At 38.7% G+C, this 20,641-nt stretch carries 20 protein-coding genes; 14 read left to right on the top strand and 6 right to left on the bottom strand.

All coding sequences use genetic code 11. From position 1 onward, the window contains the following. Window positions 1-35: 35 nt before the first annotated feature. From ACOMC3_RS00045 to ACOMC3_RS00055, 3 genes are all read left to right on the top strand, one after another. The gene (locus tag ACOMC3_RS00045; protein WP_420317469.1) at window positions 36-263 is read left to right on the top strand and encodes a hypothetical protein; all 228 of its coding nucleotides are present in this window, start codon (window positions 36-38) and stop codon (window positions 261-263) included. A 212-nt stretch (window positions 264-475) separates the two neighbouring features. Further along, the gene (glmM, locus tag ACOMC3_RS00050; RefSeq protein ID WP_420317470.1) at window positions 476-1,858 is read left to right on the top strand and encodes a phosphoglucosamine mutase; all 1,383 of its coding nucleotides are present in this window, start codon (window positions 476-478) and stop codon (window positions 1,856-1,858) included. 12 nt (window positions 1,859-1,870) lie between these two features. Further along, complete coding sequence (locus ACOMC3_RS00055; RefSeq protein WP_420317471.1) at window positions 1,871-3,010, top strand: cysteine desulfurase family protein; 1,140 nt, start codon at window positions 1,871-1,873, stop codon at window positions 3,008-3,010. A 2-nt stretch (window positions 3,011-3,012) separates the two neighbouring features. On the opposite strand, the gene ACOMC3_RS00060 is transcribed toward ACOMC3_RS00055, so the two are convergent. Continuing rightward, on the bottom strand, window positions 3,013-3,516 hold the full coding sequence (locus tag ACOMC3_RS00060; RefSeq protein ID WP_420317472.1) for a DUF4293 domain-containing protein: 504 nt from the start codon (window positions 3,514-3,516) through the stop codon (window positions 3,013-3,015). Between the two features lie 80 nt (window positions 3,517-3,596). Here ACOMC3_RS00060 and truA point away from each other — a divergent pair, with 80 nt between their 5' ends. From truA to ACOMC3_RS00080, 4 genes are read left to right on the top strand one after another with little or no spacing between them, the layout of a single operon-like run. Next, the gene (truA, locus tag ACOMC3_RS00065) at window positions 3,597-4,343 is read left to right on the top strand and encodes a tRNA pseudouridine(38-40) synthase TruA (RefSeq protein WP_420317473.1); all 747 of its coding nucleotides are present in this window, start codon (window positions 3,597-3,599) and stop codon (window positions 4,341-4,343) included. Window positions 4,344-4,349: 6 nt separating this feature from the next. Then, on the top strand, window positions 4,350-6,119 hold the full coding sequence (locus tag ACOMC3_RS00070; RefSeq protein WP_420317474.1) for an ABC transporter ATP-binding protein: 1,770 nt from the start codon (window positions 4,350-4,352) through the stop codon (window positions 6,117-6,119). Window positions 6,120-6,140: 21 nt separating this feature from the next. Continuing rightward, window positions 6,141-6,680: a hypothetical protein gene (locus ACOMC3_RS00075; RefSeq protein WP_420317475.1), complete on the top strand. Its 540-nt coding sequence runs from the start codon at window positions 6,141-6,143 to the stop codon at window positions 6,678-6,680. 17 nt (window positions 6,681-6,697) lie between these two features. Continuing rightward, on the top strand, window positions 6,698-7,102 hold the full coding sequence (locus tag ACOMC3_RS00080) for a DUF3995 domain-containing protein (RefSeq protein ID WP_420317476.1): 405 nt from the start codon (window positions 6,698-6,700) through the stop codon (window positions 7,100-7,102). Here the strand turns inward: ACOMC3_RS00080 and ACOMC3_RS00085 are convergent. After that, entirely contained in the window at window positions 7,095-8,885 is a 1,791-nt protein-coding gene (locus ACOMC3_RS00085; RefSeq protein WP_420317477.1) for an ABC transporter ATP-binding protein, read from the bottom strand. The genes ACOMC3_RS00080 and ACOMC3_RS00085 overlap by 8 nt on opposite strands. Before the next feature lie 127 nt (window positions 8,886-9,012). On the opposite strand from ACOMC3_RS00085, the gene ACOMC3_RS00090 reads away from it, so the two are divergent. The 7 genes from ACOMC3_RS00090 to coaE all read left to right on the top strand — a co-directional run bounded on the left by ACOMC3_RS00090 (window position 9,013) and on the right by coaE (window position 14,277). Beyond that, window positions 9,013-10,113, top strand: coding sequence for a Glu/Leu/Phe/Val family dehydrogenase (locus tag ACOMC3_RS00090; RefSeq protein WP_420317478.1), 1,101 nt, complete (start codon window positions 9,013-9,015; stop codon window positions 10,111-10,113). Window positions 10,114-10,199: 86 nt separating this feature from the next. After that, entirely contained in the window at window positions 10,200-11,366 is a 1,167-nt protein-coding gene (gene nusB / locus ACOMC3_RS00095; RefSeq protein ID WP_420317479.1) for a transcription antitermination factor NusB, read from the top strand. Window positions 11,367-11,377: 11 nt separating this feature from the next. Further along, window positions 11,378-11,674, top strand: coding sequence for a YtxH domain-containing protein (locus ACOMC3_RS00100; protein WP_420317480.1), 297 nt, complete (start codon window positions 11,378-11,380; stop codon window positions 11,672-11,674). 136 nt (window positions 11,675-11,810) lie between these two features. Continuing rightward, complete coding sequence (locus ACOMC3_RS00105) at window positions 11,811-12,350, top strand: DUF1573 domain-containing protein (protein ID WP_420317481.1); 540 nt, start codon at window positions 11,811-11,813, stop codon at window positions 12,348-12,350. Window positions 12,351-12,432: 82 nt separating this feature from the next. Beyond that, window positions 12,433-12,756 carry a preprotein translocase subunit YajC gene (gene yajC / locus ACOMC3_RS00110; RefSeq protein WP_420317482.1) on the top strand — a complete coding sequence of 108 codons (324 nt, stop codon included), beginning with the start codon at window positions 12,433-12,435 and terminating at the stop codon, window positions 12,754-12,756. Window positions 12,757-12,764: 8 nt separating this feature from the next. Further along, window positions 12,765-13,691 carry a hypothetical protein gene (locus tag ACOMC3_RS00115; protein WP_420317483.1) on the top strand — a complete coding sequence of 309 codons (927 nt, stop codon included), beginning with the start codon at window positions 12,765-12,767 and terminating at the stop codon, window positions 13,689-13,691. Further along, window positions 13,681-14,277 carry a dephospho-CoA kinase gene (gene coaE, locus ACOMC3_RS00120; protein ID WP_420317484.1) on the top strand — a complete coding sequence of 199 codons (597 nt, stop codon included), beginning with the start codon at window positions 13,681-13,683 and terminating at the stop codon, window positions 14,275-14,277. Before ACOMC3_RS00115 ends, coaE begins: the two co-directional genes overlap by 11 nt. Here the strand turns inward: coaE and ACOMC3_RS00125 are convergent. From ACOMC3_RS00125 to ACOMC3_RS00140, 4 genes are all read right to left on the bottom strand, one after another. Then, window positions 14,263-16,824, bottom strand: a complete 2,562-nt coding sequence (locus tag ACOMC3_RS00125; protein WP_420317485.1) for a WG repeat-containing protein — start codon at window positions 16,822-16,824, stop codon at window positions 14,263-14,265. The two genes, coaE and ACOMC3_RS00125, sit on opposite strands and share 15 nt — an antisense overlap. 240 nt (window positions 16,825-17,064) lie before the next feature. After that, window positions 17,065-18,213, bottom strand: a complete 1,149-nt coding sequence (locus ACOMC3_RS00130) for a hypothetical protein (protein ID WP_420317486.1) — start codon at window positions 18,211-18,213, stop codon at window positions 17,065-17,067. Beyond that, entirely contained in the window at window positions 18,213-19,355 is a 1,143-nt protein-coding gene (locus ACOMC3_RS00135; RefSeq protein WP_420317487.1) for a hypothetical protein, read from the bottom strand. The genes ACOMC3_RS00130 and ACOMC3_RS00135 overlap by 1 nt, the downstream gene beginning before the upstream one ends. Before the next feature lie 112 nt (window positions 19,356-19,467). Next, window positions 19,468-20,598, bottom strand: coding sequence for a DUF2911 domain-containing protein (locus ACOMC3_RS00140; RefSeq protein ID WP_420317488.1), 1,131 nt, complete (start codon window positions 20,596-20,598; stop codon window positions 19,468-19,470). Window positions 20,599-20,641 lie beyond the last annotated feature (43 nt).

Raw genomic sequence — 20,641 nt, forward strand, 5'->3', positions numbered from 1 at the left:
GCAAATTGGCTAATTTTGTATCAAAATCGGAACGAATGCAGGTAGTATTATTAGGAATCGGGATTTTCGCATTGTTTTTTGTAGGGTTGTCCATCCGCATTTTGCTAAAAAAAGACGGAGAATTTAAAGGCACATGTGCTTCTCAAAACCCTTATCTTAACAAAGAAGGAGCTTCATGCGGATTTTGTGGGAAAACTGTAAAACCGGGAGAGGATTGTGGAACCCCGGATTCAGAAGTGGACAAGGTACTGGCCAAATTCTGAAATGATTAAGCATGAAAAGATTTTTCTTTTGAAACTCAAAGCTACCCCATCCCTGAATGGAACTGTTAAAATCGTCCTTTTAGGGAATTGAGAGGGTGATTCTAGACTTTACCATCGATTTAAAAAATCTTTATAATAGATCAATCATAATAATCTCTTTTTACTTCTATCTACATTTCTATCTTTGCGCACCGCTTAAAAATTAGAACGCTTTGACATTAATTAAATCAATATCCGGCCTGCGAGGAACGATAGGAGGAAAAGCCGGAGACAATTTATCACCCTTAGATGTTGTCAAATTTGCAGCCGGCTATGGCGCCTGGCTCAAAGAGACTCATAAATCGCCGAAAGTGGTTATTGGGAGAGACGCTCGTCCTTCCGGAGCATCATTTACTCAATTGGTTGCTAATACGCTGATCAATCAAGGAATAAATGTTGTGGATCTTGGTTTAAGTACTACACCCACTGTCGAAATGGCGGTAATGGCCGAAAAAGCTCAAGGAGGAATCATTCTCACTGCAAGTCACAACCCGGCAGGATGGAATGCTTTGAAACTGCTTAATGACAGAGGTGAATTCATTTCCGCTGAGGAAGGAAAAAAGGTTCTAGACTATTCTGAATCGCCCGATATTGAGTTTGCTCAGTCAGGAAAGTTTGGCAAACTGACAACTAATGATTTTTACATTGATTATCACATTGAGCAGGTATTGAAGCATCCTTTAGTGGATGTAGAAGCAATCAAAAAGGCAGGCTTCAAGGTGGTAGTAGATGCAGTTAACAGTACTGGTGGTGTTTCTATAGTGCCATTATTAAGGCAAATGGGCGTTGAGGTGAAGGAGCTTTTCTGTGATCCAACAGGAAATTTCCCTCACAATCCTGAGCCACTCCCTGAAAACCTTCAGCAGATAAGTAATGAGTTGGAAAAAGGCAATTACGATTTAGGTGTTGTTGTTGATCCGGATGTAGACCGATTGGCATTGATGTGTGAGAATGGTGAGCCATTTGGTGAGGAGTATACATTGGTTGCTGTTGCTGATTATGTACTATCAAAGAAGAAAGGGAATACAGTTAGTAACCTTTCGTCAACAAGGGCATTAAAAGATGTTACTGAGAAACATGGATGTGAATACAATGCTTCTGCAGTCGGTGAAGTACATGTCGTGGCTAAAATGAAAGAAACCAATGCAGTGATTGGTGGAGAAGGAAATGGGGGCGTGATCGTTCCTGATCTGCATTATGGAAGAGATGCTCTGGCGGGAATCGCATTGTTCCTGACTCACCTTGCGAATTTTGGAAAAAGCTGTTCAATGCTTAGAGCTAAGTATCCAAACTATTATATATCTAAAAATAAAATTGAGCTCACACCAGAAATTAATGTGGATGGTGTTCTTGAATCAATCAAAGAGCGATATAAAGGTCAACCAATCAACACAATAGACGGTGTAAAAATTGAGTTTGACAAAGAGTGGGTGCAACTACGAAAGTCGAATACTGAGCCGATTATTCGTATTTTTGCAGAGTCCGAAAGTCAGAATACCGCTGAGCATTTGGCGAAAAAACTGATGATGGACATTAAGGAAGTCATTTCCGCATAAAACCTACGTGATATGAAAGTATATTTTGATAATGCTGCTACTACAGCAATTGATCTGGATGTATTTGAGGCAATGAAGCCTTACATGCTTGAACATTTTGGTAATCCTTCTTCTATCCACTCGCATGGAAGACAGGTACGAACAGGTATCGAACGCTCCAGAAAAAAAGTCGCTGACCTGCTAAATGCTGCTCCTGCAGAAATTTTCTTTACTTCCGGCGGAACAGAAGCAGACAATACTGCTATCAGGTGTACGGTAAGTGAGAAAGGCATAAAACACATTGTCACAAGTAAGATCGAACACCATGCAGTTCTTCACACAGTAGAGTCTTTGGAGAAGAGAGGTCTGAAAGTCAGCTATGTGGATTTAGATGAAAAAGGACAGGTCAACTATGATCACCTGGAAAGTTTGCTTAAAAGCAATCCAAACACATTGGTAACCTTAATGCATGCGAATAATGAAATTGGAAACCTGCTGGACCTGGAAAGAGTAGGAGACTTGTGTGAAGAATATCAAGCATGCTTCCATTCTGATACTGTACAGAGCATGGCGCATTACGCACATGACATGTCTAAGCTCAAATTAGACTTTGCAGTTGGGTCGGCGCATAAATTTCACGGACCAAAAGGTGTGGGTTTTTTGTATATCAATCACGAAAACAAAATCCACCCATTCATTCATGGGGGTGCTCAGGAACGTAACATGCGAGGGGGAACTGAGAATGTATATGGAATTGTAGGTCTGGCAAAAGCAATGGAAATCGCATATGCTGACATGGATGGTCACCGCAAGCACATTGAAGGGCTAAAAACCCACATGATAGAAAAATTAAAAGCGACCATTGATGGTATTGCTTTTAATGGAGTGTCTGATGAGCTTGATAAAAGTCTTTACACCGTTCTGAATGTGTGTTTACCTCCAAATGATGATAACGACATGCTGCTATTCAATTTGGATATTGAAGGCATTTCTGCATCAGGAGGAAGTGCATGTAGCAGTGGTTCAAGCATTGGATCCCATGTATTGGCTGAGTTAGATAGAGATCAAAACAGAGGAGCCATTCGATTCTCCTTTAGCAAATACAATACGATCGAGGAGGTAGATTATGCAGTAGATAAGCTTGCACAACTTTACCAGCCGGAAACAGCTTAAGCTTATCTGATTCGATCTGCGCTTCTTACCAACGCTTCATCCTTCCGGATAAAGCGATTAGCAAGGAAATTATTAAGCATTCCTACAATTGGAAGATAGAATCCAATTAAAAACGTTCCCTGAACTTGAGGATCAAATAATTGGTTCGCTTTATTGATATATACGTAGGTACCAACCAAAACGCCTGCAGTGATCAAAGAGAAAAGAGCATTGAGCTTAACCTGAGTCATGCGATTTTTATACCGAGTGATTGAGAAAAGCATCACTAGAGCTGCCAGCAGGGCTCCCGCTGAAATCCAAAAAGTATCTTGAGTTCCAAGTAATTGCACTTCTCCAGATTCTGCAATATGCTGCTCGTAACGAAGTTTAAATGCATCCATAATTGCATATTCTCGTTTCTCTGCTTCGAAATTGCTGTCAGATTTTTCCCAGATAGGGAAAAATAACATCAGAATCATTGCAATAGCAGCGATTGTCATGAATATGGTCTGTACTCGTTGAAGCATAACAGTTGTTTTTTTCAGAACGGAGTGCAAATATGAGGTCTTTTGGTATCTAAATGGAAGGAATCCCCCAATTTTGTCGCGTGAGATATTTCATGGACATAAGCTACAAGGGCACTAACTACAATGGCTGGCAAATACAGCCCAATGGTGTGACTGTGCAGGAGGAAATAGAGAAGGCTTTGTCCACCATTTTAAAAAATGAGACATATGTTTTGGGAAGTGGACGCACCGATACAGGAGTTCATGCCTCACAACAAATCGCTCACTTTGATACAGAGAATTCAATTGATACAAACCAACTGACCTACAAACTCAATTCTTTCTTAGGTGAAGGCATAGCTGTCAAGGGCATTAGAAAAGTTAAAGATGACGTCAATGCCCGTTTTGAGGCAACATCCAGAAAATATCACTATCACATTCATCAAGCAAAAGATCCATTCAAACTTGGGTTATCCTATTACTTCAAACCTGAATTGGATACCACGTTGATCAATGAAGCATGTGATATAATTAAGGCGTGGAAGAACTTTGAGTGCTTTAGTAAGGTTCATACCGAGGTGAATCACTTTAAATGTGACATCTTTCAGGCAAAATGGATGCAGACAGAGACTAATCACTTGTTTGAAGTTTCAGCTAATCGATTTTTACGAGGTATGGTTCGAGCGATGGTAGGAACCTTACTAAATGTGGGGCTAGGTAAAACTTCGATTGATGATTTGCAGTTGATACTTGAGAGTAATGATAGAGGAAAGGCAGGTAGAGCAGTGCCACCGGAGGGTTTGTACTTGCAGGAGGTGATTTACCCATCAGATATTTATTTAGATTAGAAACGATTGGAAAAAGAAAAAGCAAGCGGAAATATTGTTGACCTGACGGTTCTGAAAAGGCTATTCGCCTTTGCTAAACCCTACATCGGGGTTTTTTACTTCCTGGTTTTCTTAACAATTGCCTTAAGCGTAGCAGGCCCTCTTCGCCCAATGCTCATCCAAATGGCCATTGATAATAATGTTGCAAATGGGGATTATCCGGGGCTAGTCAACATGATCATGCTGTTAATTGGATTGTTGATATTCCAGGCTATAGTACAATACTTACACACCTATTATTCCGGATGGTTGGGGCAAAATATTATCAAGGACATACGGATCAAGCTCTACCGACACATTCAAAGCCTAAAGCTGACATTCTTTGATAAGACTCCAATTGGGAGATTAGTGACAAGAAATATTTCTGATATAGAAACGTTGGCGGAAGTCTTCAGCACTGGAATAGCTGGGATCATTGCCGATGTGATGCAATTACTAGTGATTCTAGGATTCATGTTCTGGATGGATTGGTCATTGACACTTGTGAGTTTATCTCTTCTACCCATACTTCTATTTGCTACCTACGTCTTTAAGGAAAAAGTCAAAGTGGCATTCAACGAAGTGCGGGCAGCAGTATCCAATCTTAATTCTTTTGTGCAAGAGCATATTACCGGGATGAATATTGTGCAGATATTCAACAGTGAAAAAAGGGAGTTTGAGAAATTCAAAGAAATCAACAAAGAACACCGAAAAGCCAACATTCGATCTGTTCTTTATTATGCTACATATTTTCCTGTGGCTGAAGTAATTCAGGCTGCCGGCATAGGTTTAATCGTGTGGTATGGTGGAGGTCAGATGATACAGGGCAATATGGAGTTTGGGATGCTCATTGCATTTATTCTGTATCTGCAAATGTTCTTCCGACCGATACGAATGATCGCGGATCGCTTCAACACACTACAAATGGGTATTGTTTCGTCCAATCGAATTCTAGACTTACTGGACAACCATGATCACATTCAGGACAATGGAACGTTTGACCCAGAGCATGTAAAAGGGGATGTAACCTTTGATGAAGTTTGGTTTGCATATGTTGAGGAAGATTATGTTTTGAAGGACATATCGTTTGAAGTAAAATCCGGAGAAACCATAGCTCTCGTAGGAGCTACAGGTGCTGGAAAATCCTCTGTAATTAATCTACTGAGTAGGTTTTATGAAATAAGCAAAGGCAATATTCTGGTAGACGGAACAGATGTTAGACAGTATGACCTTAAAAATCTCAGGAATCACATTGCCGTCGTTTTGCAAGACGTGTTCCTATTCTCCGATTCAATTTACAATAACATCACGCTTCGTAACCCGGAAATTTCCAGAGAGAAAGTACTTAAAGCGGCAGAGATGGTGGGCGCACTACCATTCATTGAAAAACTTACCGGAGGACTAGATTACAATGTTCAGGAACGAGGAGCTACATTATCGGTAGGTCAGCGACAGTTGATCTCTTTTGTGAGAGCCATGGTTTATGATCCTAAGATTATTGTTTTAGATGAAGCAACATCATCTGTTGATACCGAAACAGAAGAGCTGATTCAATCAGCCATTCAGAAGATGATGCATGGAAGAACATCTATTGTAATTGCACATAGATTATCTACCATTCAAAACGCGAATCAAATTTTGGTTTTGGATAAAGGAAAAATTGTGGAGCGAGGAGATCATGAGAAACTAATGATGAAAGAAGGGTATTATGCTAACCTTCACCAGATGCAGTATAAAGAAGTTGCCAAAGCTGTCTGAATCACGTCTATCTTTGAAGCCATGAAGTACGCCAAGCAATTTTATCTAGCGATCATTGTCATTTGTATTGTGATCATTGCATGGAGCACCTACTATACATTGGGTGGTTTTGATCCGGTGGAGATTTTTGTCATGGAGGGCAAAGAGCGTACGGTCATTGGCAAAGAGTACTTTGAGAAGTATAGCTTCAACGATTTTGATGCTCGAATAAAAGAGACACGCACAGCTATTGATTCAGGAATTTTAAAAGGAATGCTGACGGTCGTCTTTTTCAAGAACGATAGAATAGGTAGCGACTCACTGCATTATTTCATAGGAGCCTCAACTGACGAAATCAACGATATGTTAAAGTTGCCGGCTGGATATACGTATAAAGAGTTTAAAACGGATAAGATATTCAAGACATTCGTGACTCAACACTGGTTGGTTCAACCTACTCCTGAAGAGATGGATGAACTAATGGAAATAAAGGCCATAGAGGAAGGAGAAGTGCTTCTGCCGTTTTGGTTTCAATTGTACTTTCAGGATCAAAGCTTAAGTGTAGAATATTGGGCGAGGTAATAACTATATCATCCCTTGTGCTCACTATCATTTTTTCCTTGTTGGCGACCTTACATTTTGCCTGGGCTTTAGGAATGAAGTGGGGTTTTGATGCATCTCTTCCTACCAATGAAAACGGTGAAAAAGTACTAAATCCAAAAAGACGAGACAGTTTGATTGTTGGTGTGGGATTAATACTGTTCTCAATCTATTATTTTTCCAAATTTCAAGGTTCACAATTAACTCCCAATGACACCATCGATACAATTATTTCATGGATAATTCCATCCCTTTTTTTATTACGATGCATCGGAGACGCTAAATTCATTGGAGTTTTCAAGAAAGTCAAAAGCACTCAATTTGGTAAACTAGATTCCCAATTGATTATTCCTCTTTGTGCTATGATCTCGATATTGGGTTTACTGATAGCCTTTATTAACTAGCGGGCTCCCCTTCACCGGCGAGTTGCTTATCGTGAAGTTCTTTGTACGCACCCTCTTTTGATAGCAATTCATCGTGTGTTCCTTGTTCCACCACTGTACCATCATCCAGCATCACTACCTTGTCAGCGAGTTTGGCAGACGAAACTCTGTGAGAGATTATGATTGAGGTTCTCCCTTGCATAATGCGTTGCATCGCATTTAAAATGGCATTTTCAGTCTTAGTATCTACTGCTGATAACGCATCATCAAGGATTAAAATTTTTGGTTCTCTTGCAATGGCTCTTGCAATTGATACACGTTGTTTTTGACCACCTGAAAGTGTAATGCCACGTTCACCAAGCTTTGTCTGGAAGCCATTTTTAAAATCCTTAATGTTGCTAAGTAAGTCGGCATCTTCAGCAGCTTTTTCTATCTCAGCTTTATTCATCTTCCGATTTCCAAAAGAGATATTATTCTCGATAGTATCGGAAAATAAGAATACATCTTGTGGTACATATCCGATCTGACTTCTAAGAGAAGAAAGGCTGTAATCCTTTACACCAATGTTGTCTATTTCAATCTTGCCTCCATCAATATCATAAAGTCTACATACCATATTAGCGATAGTACTCTTACCAGATCCTGTTGTTCCTACAATGGCTATTGACTCACCAGGTTTGACCTCAAATGACACATTTTTCAATGCCTGAATTCCGGAATCGGGATAAGTAAAGCTCACATCATCAAATACAATGTGTCCATCAATTTCCCTGTTAATGTCTTTTTCAGAAACAATGTCGGTTTTAGTGTTTAAAAACTCATTGATTCTGCGCTGGGATGCTGCTGCACGCTGAATAATGGAAGTAATCCAACCAAGAGCAGTAACTGGCCAGGTTAACATATTAACATAGATGATAAACTCAGCTATGTTTCCTGTACTTACTTCACCGTTAAATACTTGTATCGATCCTACCCACACAGTTAGTATCACACTCAAACCTATGAGTGCCATGATCAATGGCATAAATAGTGCCTGCACGAATGATAATTTTAAAGACTTGTCTCGGTAGTCTATACTTTCTGTTTCAAAGTTTTTGGCAACCTCTTCTTCCCTGACAAATGCTTTGATTACTCTGATTCCTGAGAAGGCCTCCTGCACATAAGTTGAAAGACCAGATAGGCTCTCTTGTATTTCTGTCGATCGCTTGTTAATGATATTACTCACAAAATAGATACTTATTGAAAGGACAGGAAGAGGTAATAATGAGTATAGAGTGAGCGTAGGATTTATTGAAATCATGTAAGGAATTACCATGGCGAAAAGGGTAAATAGATTAATCCCATACATAATTGCTGGCCCTATATACATCCTCACCTTACTGACATCTTCAGAGATCCGAGCCATAAGATCCCCTGTGTTATTTCTTCTGTAGAAACTCAGAGGGAGCGTTTGGTAATGTTCAAAGATTTCATTCTTCAAATCATACTCAATATGCCTGGACATCACAATAATGGTTTGCCGCATAAAGAATAAAAATATACCTCTAAGTAAGGCGGATGCAAGAATGAGTATTGCAAGGATAACGATGCTGGAACCGATAATACCAATTGTATTGTCCTGAAGTTCAAATCCTTCAAAAGATGAGAAGATTCCGTAGCTACGACCCAGAATATCGAAAGCATACCTAACTATAACGGCAGGTACAATCGCAAAGAAATTTGCAATTATGATAAATAAAGCACCGAAAATTAGGTAAAACTTGTATTTAAGCAGGTATTTATTTAGGTATCCTAAGTCTTTCACAGAATTTTATAAAGGCCTGATAGCCAACGTGTTTTAGTTAAAATAGATATTTTTGCATCCCCTTTTTCCCAATAAGTGCAACAGCACCCGAGAAAGAAGGTTTAAAATTAGATTAAAGTTCATTACAATGATAGATACACAACCCGAAGTAAAATCGAACAGCGTGTTTGATCAAATGGCTGGCCTGGATCATGAGCAAGTGGTTTTTTGCAGAGACGAGGCAACCGGACTAAAAGCAATCATTGCAATTCACAATACCGTTCTAGGCCCCTCTATGGGCGGTACCCGTATGTGGAATTATGCTACTGATGAAGAAGCATTAAATGATGTATTGAGACTTTCTCGTGGAATGACATTTAAATCTGCACTAGCTGGATTGAATATTGGCGGAGGAAAAGCGGTAATTATTGGTGATGCTCGCAAGATAAAGAACGAGCCATTGATGAGACGATTCGGGAAGTTTATAAATAGTCTGAATGGTAAATACTATACTGCTGAAGACATGAATATTACCATGCGAGACATTGAATATATGAGCATGGAAACACCGTATGTAGTTGGCAAGCCTGAATATATGGGAGGATCTGGTGATCCCAGTCCTATGACTGCCTACGGTGTGTATATGGGAATGAAAGCCGGAGCAAAGAAAGCTTACGGTTTAGATTCTCTTGGAGGTAAGAACATTTTAGTACAGGGTGCAGGCCAAGTTGGAAAATACTTGGTAGATCACCTAATAAAAGAAAATGCCAATGTTTTCATAGCAGATATTTTTGAAGATAAAATCAAGGCAATTACTGACAAGCATTCATCTGTCTCTGTTGTGGATCCAAAAAAGGTTTTCCAAATGGAGATGGACATCTATGCACCATGTGCCATGGGAGCAACATTGAACGATGAAACAATTGCAGATCTTAAATGTGCGGTGGTAGCAGGAGCAGCTAACAATCAGTTGGCCAATGAAGAGAAACACAGCTCAATGCTTAATGATCATGGCATTATTTACTGTCCGGATTTTCTTATCAACTCCGGTGGAATTGCCAATGTCTATCACGAGTATTTAGGTAATTACAATAAAGACAGAGTGATTGCCTCTACTGAGCATATTTATAATGTATGTTTGGAAGTATTAAACCACTCAGAAAACAATAAAATCGGATCTCACGAAGCTGCATTGGAACTCGCTTTAGAGCGAATTGAGACAGTGGGAAAAGTGAAACTTGGAGAATAAGGAATAATCCCACATCTTCAGTATCCGAAAGCGGACGACTGGTAACATTTGAAATAAGGAGATTTTAGGCTCATAGGCCATTTAACATGCTAAATAGACGAATACTTAGAGTAAAAGCCATGCAGGCGTTATATGGATATTTCACCGCAGTGGAATCCTTGAAAGAGGTAAAGAGAAATGAACTGGAAGAAATGCATGCATTGGATCCTGCAAAGCATGATTTTGCTGATAAAGCTCTTTTTGAAGCAAGAAAAAAACAAGCTGTTAAACTGTTTAATCAAAACCTCCTTGCCGGCAGGGTAGAAAAACCGGAGGATGCTGAGGCAGAGGTTGTTGCTAATGTCAACAATGCTCTTTCTGATTTTGAAAATCAAATACATAAAGAGGCCAGAGTTCGTAAAAACGATATGATGAAAGAAGCTGAAAGGCTTCAGGATACATATATTAAGCTTCTACTTCTCCCTATTGAAATTGAGCAAAGAGAAAAGCTCGATAGCGAGAAAGAAGACAAGGCATTTATTGCGAAAGAAAAAAAGCAATACCCATTCATTGGCAATGCAATCGTCCAGCTTCTTAAGGAATCTGAATCCTTACAGAAAGAAGCAGCTCGATCTAGTATAAGCTGGGACACAGAACAGCAAGACTTAAAATCATGGTATCGCGATCAAATCAGGACTTCTGAAGCCTTGGCTCATTTTTTTGGAGGAGAAAAGCAAGAAGATTTACCAGACAATGATATTGTTTTGGAACTGTTTAAGCGAGTTGTATTTAAGAATGAAGCCATTTCATCGTATTTAGAAAGCAATCATCTGCACTGGGCTGAAAATCAGCCAATAATTAAAAGTATGGTTGTAAAGACTATCAAGTCAATTCAGGATGGTGAAGATTTGCAACTTGCCGAGTTAACTAAAAATGGTGAGGAGGATTTCAAATTTCTTGAGCGTCTATTCATGGATGTCATCAATCAGAATGAGTTTCTTGAAGAAGTCATTCAAAGTAAAACAATGAATTGGGATGTGGATAGGATTGCATTGACGGATCGAGTGATTCTGAAACTGGCGTTGGTTGAAATGATGAATTCTCCAAGTATACCAATTAAAGTAACAATTAATGAGGCGATAGAGATTTCGAAGATGTATAGCACCCCAAAAAGTAAACAATTTGTAAACGGTGTTTTGGATGTACTATCAAACGAGCTAACTTCGAGTGGTAAAATTCGTAAGAGCGGTAGAGGCCTTATCGATAACAAATAAATTCTATAATAATGAGCAGATCAGGTGGTTCTTTTTTTGCATTTCTTCTAGGGGTGATTACAGGAGGTGTTCTGGGCATTCTTTATGCACCAGACAAAGGCACTAACACGCGAGATAAGCTCACTTTCCAACTCGACAAGCTGAAGAAGCAGCTGGAAGGTTTTGTCAATGAAGTAGCGGAGGGCAAAGAAGTTTTTGGTAATGATGCCAAAAATCAAGGTGAGAAGATTGTAAAGGATGCAAAAGACAAAGCCGAAAGATTACTAGACGATGTTAATGGCTTAATTAGCCAAATGAAGAAGGATTAACAGGTCCTTTAACATTTCATTAAGAATTTTGAAACCATATCTTTCGTAGATTTGTATTTGATCAGTAAAGTTTCCCATGTGGGATCATATATTTTCTGAGATTCAATCAGGTATGTGATTTTAAACAATTAGAAAAATGAAAATAACAAAAATCTTATTAGGAGTGATCGTAGCTGCAAGTTTAGCAAGCTGCGGAAACAGTGAACTTGAATCAAGAATTACAAAGCTGGAAGGTAAAGTAGCGGCTTTGGAAGGTAAAGGTGGTGTTGCAAGAGCAAATCCAACAGCTCAGCCTATAGCGGTGAATAACAATACTCCGGCAGCAGCAGCTCCGACTGAAAAGCCAGAAGGACCACTTCCTATAATCGCGTTTGAAGAAAAACTTCATGATTTTGGTACCATCAAAGATGGTGATGTTGTTGAGCATATATTCACCTTTGTGAATGATGGTGAGGCTCCTTTGATTATTTCAGATGCAAAAGCAACCTGTGGTTGTACAGTTCCTGAGTGGCCGAGACAGCCTATTGCTGTGGGAGAGACTGGCGAAATCAAAGTAAGATTTAATAGCAAGAATAAGCCTGGCGTTCAGAACAAAACTGTTACTTTAACAGCTAACACATGGCCTGCTACTCAAAGAGTTCAAATCAAAGCGAATGTTGTGAAGGAAGGCGAGTAAGTCGCTGATTACCACATCAAATTTTATTAACATTGCCCCCTGACGTTTACAGTCAGGGGTTTTTTATTTAATAAACAACAAAATGCATACAGTATTACTACAGGCAGGAGGCAGTGACTTCACCTCTTTTTTACCAATCATTGGTATGATTGCGATTTTTTATTTCTTTTTTATTCGCCCACAACAGCGCAAGCAAAAAGAAACTAAACGGTATCTTCAGGAGGTCAAAAAAGGAGACATGGTAGTTACAGTTGGTGGCATCCATGGAAAAATAATGGAAGTATCGGATACTACAGTTTTAGTCGATGTAGACAGAGGAACAAAATTGCTAGTTGAAAAAGCTTCTATTTCACTTGAGGCTAGCAAGCGCTTGAACGATAAGCCTGAGAAAAAAGATAAAAAGTGATTTAGGTTATGATCCCTAAAATATTAAGTAACTGGAAGGTAGTGTTGCTCTCATTTTTGGGAGCCACTACCTTTTGGTTTTTTAGTGCCTTAGGGAAAGATTACAATTACAGAATCAACCACCCAATTAAGTTTGTGTATAATGCAGATAGTCTGATTGCGGTTGAACCTCTTCCAGAGTTTATCGATATAGATGTTTCCGGTGGAGGCTGGGATTTATTTCGAGAGACATTTTGGTTTACAGATCCGGTAGTGTTTGAGTTAGATAACCCTGCAGCCATCAGGTATCTTACCCGACCGACAATTTTGCCAATAATTTCTGAACAGTTAAATGAGTATCGAGTCAACTTTCTATTTACAGATACGCTTTTTGTTAACATTGATCGTAAGATTTCTAAAAGAGTAGACTTAAAGATTGACTCTGTGGGGATAAGCATGGATGAAGATTATCGGATCATCACACCAATAGTTTTAACTCCAGATACGGCGACCATTCATGGTCCATCCAGTTTTATTGATACAATTGACCAGGTTTTTACGATTAAGCTTGAAGCAGAGAGTATCGACAAGAATTTTGATAGATTCGTTAAACTTGGTTTGCCTGAGACATTTGATATTAAGTCTGCCCCACCTACAGTAAACGTCAAATTTGAGGTTGATCGATTTGACTTGCTTGAGATAATAACCAGTGTGGAACTTCAGAACTTTCCTACAGATTCTTCTGTCTATGTAACAGACCCTAATGTTACTGTTCGGTTTATTGTGCAGCAAGAGCTCAGGGAAGACTACTTTACAGATGATTTTAAGGTCGTCGTTGATTACAATTTGATCGACAGAGCTGATTCCACAGCACCAGCAATTGTGGTCTTCCATCCCGAACATGTCATTGAGGTGGAAGCCGTACCCGACTCACTAGCAATTACTTATGCCAGGTAAGCAGTTATTCATAGGGATTACAGGTGGAATTGGTTCAGGAAAAACTACCGTATGTAAAATATTTGAGGTACTTGGTGCTAAAACGTATTACGCGGATGAGAGAGCCAAAGCGCTGATGGAATCTGATCAGGAGTTGATTTCCGAAATTAAATCCATGTTTGGAGATGAGGCATATAGTGATGGAAAATTGGACAGAAAGTATATTGCCAAAAGAGCCTTTAATGATCAATCATTACTAGAAAGACTTAATAATCTGGTGCACCCTGCAGTGGGCAGAGATGTAAGCGTCTGGAAAAAGCAACAGTCAGATTCACCATTTTTATTAAAAGAAGCTGCATTATTATTTGAAACGGGTTCTTACAAATTACTCGATAAGAATATTTTGATAACAGCCCCTGAAGATCTCAGAATTAAAAGAGTAATTAAAAGAGACTCACATCGAACAGAAAGTGACATTAAGGCTATTATTCAAAAGCAAATGAGTGATGATGATAAAATTCCCCTGGCGGATTTTGTTATTGATAATGGCGAGGATTCATCGTTAATCAAGCAGGTAATGAAAGTCCATCAATCAATCATCGCATAAGATTTTTTCAAATTCATCTTTCGTGTAAGCCTTAGAGATCACCAATTCGCCAAATTGATCCACATAGCTCACTACATGAAAACCAGCTTTATCTAAATGTTGGTCTGCGAAGAAAAGCGGATGTTCAGGCGTTCCAATATTGAAAATATCTGTGAATTCAGGATCTAATAGGATACCACTCTTATTACTTATTAATCCGTATTTTCCGTTTTGGATGTACTTAAACATCTTGTGGTCATTGTTTTGAACCATCAATTTTACATTTTCAATATAATCGGAAAGAGATTCTTCTACTTCATTTACTATCCAATACTTTTGATCCTTATTAACAAGGTAAGTGCTATCATTCCAAAGAGTAACTTCATCATAATTGAAAGAAAGAACCTCACTTTCAGTGATATCAATAATCCCATATTTATCAGCTTTTTTTGCCAAATAATAATCTTTTATTCTTGTTAGTCTTGCTTCATATTCAGCTTCAATTAGTTCATTGATTTTTGGATCATAGCATCCAATTTTTCCATCAATGAGTGTCAGAACCAGTCCATCTTTTTCGTCCAGATTATCGAAGACTGGATTTAGAATCCAATCCCCTTTTGTGTTAATGAGTCCCTCTTTACCACGAATTTGCACTTTGATTAAGGTATCAGTCAGAAACGAAATCTCTTCATAATTTTTGGTGATTATTTCTTCACCATTTTTAGAAAAAAGTTTCATAAGGGTTTCATCTTGAAGCTTTATGAAATCATTCCTTCTTGGAAAGGTCAAAACCCTTTCATTAGTCAGGCTTATTTTCTTGCCTGATGCGAACAACATCTCTCTTTTATCATCTTTGATAAGTACGGCAGCATTCTCATTCACTAACTTGATAGAGTCGTAACCTCTCGAAGGTAAGATTCCTTTTATTCGTGGGAGAAGCATCCAATCCTCTGTGGTTTTGAGTGCCAGCCAGCCATCGTTCGATTCTAGATAAGGATGGTGTTGATCCATGATATCAGCTTCCGATGGGTTATAAAGTCGATAGCCTTTATCAGATCTCAAATACCAACCTGACTCATCTGGATATATCTCATATGTACCCCATGGAATCAAAAAGTTCAAGGTGGAATCCAACATGCATTCTCTTTTACCTCTAAAACCAATAAGAGAATAGTTATTGACAAGCTCTATGTCATCAAACTTGAATTCTAATGAAAGTCCTTTGTTTTCAATTTCCTTTAAAATTTTCTTTTCAGTATAGACCGCAAATTTTCGACCTCTTTCAAACACGTAAAAGTTACCTAGCGTATAGATGTCATCATACCTACTTTCCGTTATTTCCAACCCCAATAGAGTAGCCAATCCCCATTTGTTATTTTGGCGAATTCTAATCCAATCATTACTCAGTGTTTCAGCTTCTTGAACAGGACTGTTGAGAATCTTAAAACCACTTTTATGATAGAGCCATTTTTCATCATCAATTTGAACAAGTGCTATGTCATTCCTTATGGATTCATATCCAATTACATTCGGGATTAATTCTCTGCCATTCTTAGTGATAATTTTTCCATCCTCACTGTCGGTGACAAATATCCAATCGTCTTTGATGAGTTCACATTTATAATCATATGGGATATTAATGAAATTAGGGAGTACCCTTGATTTGCCATTAGAGTCATAAAAACCAATGAGGTTGTTTTCTACTACTGGGAAGAGTTTTATATCGGCATTTTCTGAAATTTGATTGATCGAATCAGTGTTAGGATGAAAAGAATAATCTTTCGAAGAAGTTTTATAGTAGAGTACGTCGGCGACTTTTTTCTTTAATGAACTTACTTTCGAAAAAAGCAGAAAACTTTTTAAATCTGATTCTCTTCCTGATGCAGTTGTAACTTTTAATATGTACTCTTCTACTTTGCCTCGATATCTAGTCAGAGGAAAACTTTCTAGAAAAGTGATATAATCTGAAAGGCTTTTACTTTTTATGAGATCATTGAAACGAAGATGATCCAATATGGAATCAGCCTCAGGTTTGAAAACAGAAGCTGGATTATTTTCAATGAAAGCAATGAAGGATTCCTTAGATCCGATGGACTTTGTCTTTTGATACTGTATGCTATCAACCTTGAAGGATAAGATTTCATCATAGATAGATTTTGGATAAATTGATCGGAATCGGCGGGCAGATGTAATTGATAAACTATCCAGTGTTTGTTGAAAAATTTTATCTCTTATTTGATCTGCTAGTTTGTTGATTTTTTCTTTAGTAATCCCGTCCTCATCTAGTTCTTCTTGAAGAGATTGATCTGATTCTTCAAATTTCTTTTTGGCCTCATTAATGATGATCCGTGCAGAATCAATATTGTAGTATTTGAATGCGGGATCGAAGAGAATTTTTGATTGATAATAGCTTATGCCGGCATTTAACGGTTCTTTTTCCAAGCCTTTCATAATCAAGTCTATAGCCTTATCGTACTCTTTTTTTTCTATGGCTTTTTGGATCCTGTCTACCGTTCCAAACAGGATTAATTGCGACATCATTATAAAACCAACAATATTCTTTAGCATATTAAAAAAGCAAGTTAACGCAACCCCTCGACTCTATGTTTGCAAATCTTGCTTTGGTGGGCTGATAAAAAACGGAATTAAAAGATTGAAAAAAGAAATATCTGATTATATTTACTATCTACATTTACAGGCGAGTAAATTAGGCGGTGATTAGATTCGGTTAATTCCGGATCGCAGTTCGATCCAACCAGCATATTGGGATCGGCTATGGGAGTACCAAGGTGCTCCCTTTTTTTGTGCCTATTCTACTCTGAATTTGATTTTAAGTTCTTCCTGAGAGATGGTTCTCTCAGTTCCTTCAAGATCGAATGCATAATGTGGTGTATTTCCACATACATCCTCAAGTCTGGGGTCGATGAGTAACTCTAATTCTTCTGAATCATCAAGTTTCCAATATATCTTGAGCTTTTCAGGATTGTCAAACTCGACTCTTGATGGGAGTATTTGGCCACTGGCTCCTCTAATGAATAGCATTCGCTTTGCAAGAGGTTGATCCAATGGATGATCAGTGACAATAGTGAGGATTCCAATATTACTTTTCTGTGACTGCAATGCCCAGCTATTTATATTCATTGCTCCTCGCAGTGGATTGGAAGCATTTATGGTTTGAGCAAAACTTGATTTAAGTTTTGCTCCACTAGCTCCTAGCCACTCATCATCAATTTTCAGCGTATAGCTATTTCCAGCTCTTAATACATCACCCAATGTCATATTAGGACCTACTCCCTGCTTAACCCTACCTGGGTGAAGTAATAATGTGAGTCGTGTATGGTTGATATTCCAAAGTCCTTCTGGAATGATTACAAAAGGATCTACAAGAGTCTTTCCGTTGCTATCCTCTATAGTTATAAAATCATATGGATTCTGAAGGAGACTCATAGGAGCTGAAAAATAGACGTAGAATCGCAACAAATTGGCAGGCACTTCATCTAGTTCAGGAATAAAAGAAATGACCTCTGGTTGTGAGGTTTCGGGAGGCTCAAAAGAAGCCACATCTGTATATTCACTCACTTCCTCAATTTCTTCAGAAAGTAATTGACTAAGTTTTGGATATGAGAAAGTTACCAGATAATTGATCTTTGGATCCGGAAGAAACTTTGGTTTAAATGAAAGATGGTTATCCGCTATGCTATAGTTGCCTAAAACTGCGGGACCTCCAGGACTCGTTTGTACATAAAAAAATGATGACCATTCATTAAAGCTAAAATCTTGTTGATTGATTAGATCAACGACATCTTCCGGCACTAATCTAGTAGTAATGGTTCCGTAAGAATCAGAATCTGCAAGTGTCTTAGCAGTGAAAAAACTCTGACTAAAAATTACAGTTGTTGTTAAAAAACAAAAGAGACCTAGTAGGCCTCCTTTAAATAGTTTGTTATTTCTTCTCATCAAGGTATCAGCCGATCTTTACTTAACGAAGTTAATGCTAGTTTACCATTTGGTAAACGCTGAGTAGCAAGTATATACTTTTCATTAAAGTCAGCCATCTGTTGGATGCCACCACCAGACCTGGGTGTATACTTTACACCAGCGAGGTATCCTTTTACTTCCTCGGTGATTTCTCCTTTATATTCGGCTACATCTTTAGGATCAAACAATAAGAGCGGCAAGGCGCTATTCGACATCAAAATGTAGTCTTTACCATTGTTCTGGTAAAGAACCATGTCTATTGGGAAATTACCTGATCCAAATTCTGCGACAGTTCTTCCTTTCACATGTTTGCCATCAGTTAAGTTGGAAGCATCTATTGTCACCAATGGAGTACATAGATAGGCAGCTAACAGCTGTTTTTGATTGTTAATCTCATAGGGTAAAAACGCTCTGACAGGAGAAGCCGTCTCCCATTTACCATGAGCTCCGTGAAATATTTCTAACGTGTTGGCATTCAAATCACTTGTAAATGGATATTGAGCGGTCCACATGGCTGATCTGAATTCTTCATTCGAAAGTCCGGTGATGTAAACCTTGTTGTCATCAAAGGCGATATCTGTGATAGCATCTGATCGAAGTTTCGCACCCGTTTTCCAACGATGCTCGACATTAGGGTCTACTGGATTAGGAAGAGAAACACTACTAAACTCAATGTTTTCAAGGCTAACTTCTGAAATATCACCTTTAGGAGAAATTTTAAGCAGAATACTGGCATCTTCTAAGTCATTCGGACTTTCCCACCTGGAAGTCCACTTAGCTCGACCTCTTGAAACACTTATGTAAGCATTTTGGGAAATTGGATTAACTGCGAGATCATGAATCATGATGTTACCTGCAGTTGTGCCAAGCATACCGGCTAACTTATCCTCTAGGTCAAGGATGTTGAGCTGTTCTTGATTTGAACTCTTTTTGTTGTCATTTAAATCAACAGCATAAATGGCCGCCCCTTTAGAGTCACCAATAAATAGGATTCCATTTTCATTAAACTCCAATACTGAAAGCGATACAATATCGGGAGTGCCTTTTTTCATGCCCGGATCTGAAGCAGAGAGTGCAAGGACAAAAAAGCTTAAAGAAAAGGTTAACATTAGTTTTCGCATGAGAAATATGTTTTGGTCAGAATATCTTCTACGCAAGAAGTTTGGATGTTGTTTTTGATGTAAAAAAGAAAACCTATCAGAAGATAGGTTTTCCGGTCATGTTGGTGATGGATTAATTGATATCCTCACCCTTCTTAAGTTTTTCAATATTTTGATCTATGATAGGACCATTTAATGTGTCTCCAGCTGGGATATTAGCCTTTGCGAGTTCTAAATATTTTAGGGCTTGTTCATAGTTACCAACTGCCGAATATCCCCGAGCAAGACCATAATTTGTTGGCCAAGCACCGTTATTTGATTTGTGATTGTACTTAAAAACTTCAAGCGCTTTCTCATTTTTGCCAGCTCCTATTAATTGTCTTCCATATTGATGAATAGCCCCTGGATTGGCTCCCGGAAGTTTGATTGCTTCATCCATTACTTCAGAGGCTTCATCTGCTTTACCAGCTGCATTTAATACAGCACCTTTAGCTGACATAGTTGCCCAGTTCCTTTGACCAAAAAATGGTGCGTTGATGGCTTGATCTGCCCATGCTATGGCCTGCTCATGTTCTCCTGCCCCAGAGGCGTATCTTGCCGCAGCACTAAAGTTTGCTGCCGTAAATCCAGGCTGATTATTTAGCTCAGCGGCAAGCACCTCCAAGTGTGCTTTAACCGGATCTTTTAGTTCTATTTTAATTGGTAATTTCTTGTCACCCCAAATAAGTGCAACGGTAGCAGAAGTTGCTTGTCGATCAATGAAGTCATAAGTCAACCATTCTCGAGGCTCTGAATCCTCAGCTTCTAATTCCATACGAAGTGCATCATTTTCTGGTTTATAGAAAAAGCTTCCCCAATGATTGTTGTCTTTTGAGAAAATAACCGTCCATGGACCATCCTGAGCTGGTGCCACAAAGAATCCATATTTTCCTGCTTTTAGTTCTTTTCCTTCTATCAATACATCGTGAGAGAAGTAAAATGTAGTGTTCTGATCTGCTCCAGCTCTCCATGGAGATGGATTATCAGCTGAGCTAAGCCCAAAACCTAAGTTGTTAAATCCGTAGGGAACAACTCCTCCATAGATGGTTCGTCCTCTGGCACCAGGGCTACTGTACTCAATAGCTACCTTTCCGACACCACCAATGTGTTGCTTTACAAAAGATCGTTGACTGCCACCTCCTGGTGGTGTGCTAAGCTGTGCTAGACCCACTAAACTAATAAGTGATAGGGCCATCATTCCAATGAATTTCTTTGTGTATTTCATAAGTAGTAGAGAGTTGGTTTTCAATTAATACAAAACGCTAGGG

This window comes from Ekhidna sp. (assembly GCF_965212185.1).
Classification (GTDB): domain Bacteria; phylum Bacteroidota; class Bacteroidia; order Cytophagales; family Cyclobacteriaceae; genus Ekhidna.